Source organism: Allokutzneria sp. NRRL B-24872 (genome assembly GCF_002155965.1).
In the GTDB taxonomy this organism is placed as follows: domain Bacteria; phylum Actinomycetota; class Actinomycetes; order Mycobacteriales; family Pseudonocardiaceae; genus Allokutzneria.
In genome coordinates this window covers 1-4,209 of sequence record NZ_MUMH01000201.1, presented here as the reverse complement: position 1 = coordinate 4,209, position 4,209 = coordinate 1, and the positions used below count along the sequence as shown (strand labels likewise).

Sequence of the window (4,209 nt, the reverse complement as noted above, 5' to 3'; positions counted from 1 at the left end):
GTGCACCGCGACGTGAAGCCCGCGAACATCATGATCGAGGACGGCACGGGGCACGTGTACCTGTGCGACTTCGGCATCGCGAAGGACATCTCGGCGACCGGGCTCACGGCGACGGGGGTGTTCGTCGGCACTCCGGACTACTCCTCGCCGGAGCAGGTTCGCGGGGCCATGGTCGACCACCGCACGGACATCTACTCGCTCGCGGTGGTGGTGCAGCACTGCCTGACCGGCTCGCCGTCGACCCGGCTCAGCACGGCTCCGGCGATCCACCGTGTGCTGGCGAAGGCGCTCTCGCTCAACCCCGCCGACCGCTACGGCTCCTGCGCGGAGTTCGTCCACGCGCTCGCCACCGCGAAGTCGCGCCGCACGGTGAAGCTGAGCCTGACCGCGCTCGGCGTGGTCGCGGTCGCGCTGACCACGTCGATCTTGTTGAGCGGCAACAACATTCCGCTCGCGCTGGAGCGCGTTCCGGAAGCGCTGCGCGGGGACTGCTCGGCCGCGACACTGACGACGATCACGTGCCGCACGCGCGAGGGCCAGGAGAGCACGACCGAACTGCTGGCCGATCAAGCCGGGGTCGATGAGGCTTACGGGCGCGTGGTGCGCTCGGCGGGCGTGGCCAAGAACGGTGACTGCGCGAGCGCGAACGGCGGCGAGCACCGCTACCCCTTGACGGGTCCCGCCAACGGGCGCGTTCTCTGCTACTCCAGGGACGGCGTCGCCCACGTCGTCTGGACCGATGTCGCCGCGCGCACCATGACCCGCGCCAAAGCTCCGCAGGACGCGCCGCTGCGTCAAGCGTGGACATCGTGGACCGGTGGCACAGCGGCGTTCCCGACCGAGGACGAGCGCGCCACGATCTCGGTCAGCTCCGGCGCGAACTGCGTGCGAGCCGACCTCGACGCGTTCCCCACGGCCCTCGCCGGAGTCACCTGCACTCCGCTCGGCATCGGCGCGCAGCAGGTCAGCTACTACCGCTTCGCGTCGCTGCCGCCGCTGCGCGAGCAGTTCACCGGCATGGTCGGCGAGGCCAAGGCCCCCGTCGGTGTCTCGTGCGCGAACGCTCCGGGTTTCCTTGGCACACAACGACATGACTGGCTCGGCACCGATCTCGGCCAGCTGCTGTGCCGCACTGGCACGAACGGCGCGCTCAGCATCTCGTGGACGATGGAGCCGCTGTCGATCATCGGCGTCGTCACCGGCTCCGATCCGCGCGCCGTGCACGGCTGGTGGTCGCAGTGGCACCTCTCGCCGCTCAGCCGCATCGTCGACGCGACCAACGCCCAGGCCAGCCCGCCCTTCCCCACCGCGGACGAGCGCAAGCTGCTCGACCACATCCCGCCCGTGTCGCGCAACCACTGCGTGCGCGCCGCTGCCGACCTGAAGTGGAGGGACGTCGGCGCGGTCCCCGCTGTCGGAGTGGCGTGCGGGCGCACGAGCGGCGCGGAACTCGTTGCGTACTACCAGTTCCAGGACGTCGCGACCATGCGCAGGGCGCACGGGCTCCCCGGGTTGGACGACGACTGCCGCAAGTTCCCCAAGGACTTCAACGGCGGCAGCGACTACTCGCGCGGCGGCGGCACGGGGAACCTGCGCTGCTACACCTACAAGGAGACCGGCGAGCGCGGGATGGCGTGGACCGACGAGCGTTTCGCGATCCGCGTCGTGGCCCACCGTGGCACCTCACCGCTGGCGATGATCGACTGGTGGACGCACGACGCGGGCCCCATCTGAACTCAGCCGTTGACGCTGCCGCCGATGGAGGAGCCGCCGGTCATCTTCGTGCCGCTCGTTCCGCCGCCCCCGCCGCCGGTGCGGCTGACCTCCTTGCCGTCGTAGAGCACGAAGACGTCCATCTTGGCGTTGCGCCCGGCGGTGTAGGTGATCTTCAGTTCCCAGGTGTGCGGGAGCCCGTCGGCGGGCACGGTGAGCGACTTGCGCCAGGGCAGCGAGATGTCGCCCTCCTCCTGGACCTGGCCGTCCAGGGAGTACTTGACCTTGTTCAGCATCATGTCGCCGGAGCCGGTCGCGTTGAGCACCAGCGTGTGCGGCTGGCGGTCCGGCACCCGCTGCGTGGTGGTGACAGCGACCGCGGTGGTCGTGGTGACCGGGGGCGCGGGCGGGGCGGGAGGCGGCGGTGACGCGCACGCCACGACGCTGAGCAGCAGCAACGACAGAGCAGGCAAGCGCATGGTCACAAGCTGTCCCCGGGTTCGTAGGATCTTGGAGGTGAACGTCGTCGCACGCATCGAGGGTCCGGGTGGGCTGCCCCGGACGAAGCCGTGGACCACGCCCGGCGCGCTCATCGTCCGGACGGTGGCGGGCGCTGCGGCAGCGGCTCCGGCGGAGGGCGCGCGCGTGCGCTTCGGCCGAGGCCGTCCCAAGGACGCGGACAAGCCCGCCGACGTCACGATCGGCGAGGACGACACGAAGGTCAGCAGGCAGCACGGGCTGCTCGTGCACCGGCAGGGCTGGTGGCACCTCAGCAACACCGGCAAGCTCCCGATCGGCGTGGGCGAGTACACGCTGCGCGACGACGGCGAGACGGTGCCGCTGCGGCCGGGCGTCACCTCCGCGCTGATCACCACGCCCGCGGGCCGCCACCACGTGGTGGAGCTGTACGTGAACGCGGGCGACGGCACGCTGCCGAGGCCTTTGTTCGGGCAGCACACCGCGCCGGGGCACACGTGGACGTTGTCGGAGAAGGAACGGCTCGTGCTGACCGTGCTCGGCCAGGAGTACCTGCGCGACAACCCGCGCGCGCAGCCGTTGGCCCGGGGCCAGGCCGCCGCCCAGCTCGCCGAGCTGCGCCCCGCCGACGACTGGAACGTGCGCAAGATGGACCGCGTGGTGGAGGCCGTGCGCCTGCGCCTGTCGGAGCGGGGCGTGTTCGGGCTGGTGGAGACCGATCTGCCGCAGCCGATCGGCAACCTGCTCAGCCACCACCTGCTCACCGAGCTGATCGTCCGCACCCCCAGCCTCACCAGGTCCAACCTGTCGGTGTTGGAGGATGACCGCTAGACCCGGGACCCCTCCCGGACCGGCATCTCCGCGAGCAGCCGTGCGAAGCCGTCCTCCACGACGACGGGCACACCGTAGTCCCTCGCCTTGCGGGCCTTGGTGGACAACGAGTCCGGGTCGGCGGCGACGAGCACCCGCGTCCACTTGCAGATGTTCGGCGGGGACACGACCAGCCCGTGGGCGCGCGCCTCGTCCTGCCACAGCTCGCGCGGTTTGACCGTCTCGCCGGTGAAGGTGATCCGGTCGCCCGGCCGGAGCGCGAAAGTCCCCCACACCGCTCGCACGGCGGGCCGATCGGCCAGCTCGGCTGGCAGGCCCAGCAGATCCGCGACGGCCGCGCGGTCGGCGGGGCTGGGCGGCACGAACTCGGCGAGGTACCTGCGGTGCAGCACTTCGGCCGTCGCCCGGTTGATCCCGTACCGCGCGGCGGCCTCCACCAGCTCGTCCTGTTCGCTCGCGCTCAGCACACGGTCGATCAGCGTGCGGTCGAGGATTTCCAGGTAACCATCCACTTCGGACAAATCTCCGGCGTCACCCGGGATTCGCTCGACGAAGAGCCCGGTGTCCCCGGCGCCCCTGCGCACGGTCTCGCTTTGCGGACCGGCTGGATGCACTGGCCAAGGACGGACCAGCGCGTCCTCCACCAGCTCCCGCCACGGCTCCTCCCCCTCCGCCATGCCGAGGTAGGTCACCATCAACCCGGCTGCCGCGTAGGCGTCGTCCAGCGCGGAGTGCGCGCGCTGCAAGGGAATCCCGGCCACCGCGCAGCAGGCCGCGAGCGAGCGCGACGAGGTCGTCAGGTAGCTCTTGGACAGCTCCATCGTGCACAGGCCGAGGTCCGAGCGCACCGGGACCGCCATGCCCGCCCTCGCGAACTCGGCCGCGATGAAGCGCGCGTCGAAGGCCAGGTTGTGCGCCACGACCACCCGCCCCGCGAGCAGCCCCGCCAACTCCGCCGCGATCTCCGGGAACGCGGGCGCCCGGCGCACGTCCGCCGCCGCGATACCGTGGATGTGCTGCGGCCCCAGGTCACGCCCGGGGTTCACCAGCGTGCACCAGTCCCCGACCACCGCCCCGTCCCGGTCGAGCAGCACCACGCCGATCTCCACGACCCGGTCGTGCCACCCCGAGGACAACCCCGTGGTCTCCACGTCCACCACCGCGAACCCGCCGTGCCCGCCCGCCACC

4 protein-coding genes are annotated in these 4,209 nt (G+C 71.4%); 2 read left to right on the top strand and 2 right to left on the bottom strand.

The genetic code is table 11. The annotated features are described in order from the left end of the window. Positions 1–1,734 (top strand): protein kinase (locus CCN37_RS35380; protein ID WP_168201013.1); only part of this gene is annotated, 1,734 nt, incomplete at its 5' end. Between the two features lie 2 nt (positions 1,735–1,736). Here the strand turns inward: CCN37_RS35380 and CCN37_RS35375 are convergent. Beyond that, entirely contained in the window at positions 1,737–2,192 is a 456-nt protein-coding gene (locus CCN37_RS35375; protein WP_143261963.1) for a hypothetical protein, read from the bottom strand. Between the two features lie 37 nt (positions 2,193–2,229). Here CCN37_RS35375 and CCN37_RS35370 point away from each other — a divergent pair, with 37 nt between their 5' ends. Next, a complete protein-coding gene (locus CCN37_RS35370) occupies positions 2,230–3,021 on the top strand; it encodes a hypothetical protein (RefSeq protein WP_086829447.1) in 792 nt (263 codons plus the stop codon). On the opposite strand, the gene CCN37_RS35365 is transcribed toward CCN37_RS35370, so the two are convergent. Next, positions 3,018–4,209, bottom strand: a 1,192-nt coding sequence (locus tag CCN37_RS35365; RefSeq protein WP_168201012.1) for an exonuclease domain-containing protein, incomplete at its 5' end; no start/stop codon positions are given. The two genes, CCN37_RS35370 and CCN37_RS35365, sit on opposite strands and share 4 nt — an antisense overlap.

Excerpts from the sequence above, each read along its gene's own strand:
- CCN37_RS35375 (WP_143261963.1), bottom strand. The coding sequence starts at position 2,192 with ATGCGCTTGCCTGCTCTGTCGTTGCTGCTGCTCAGCGTCGTGGCGTGC.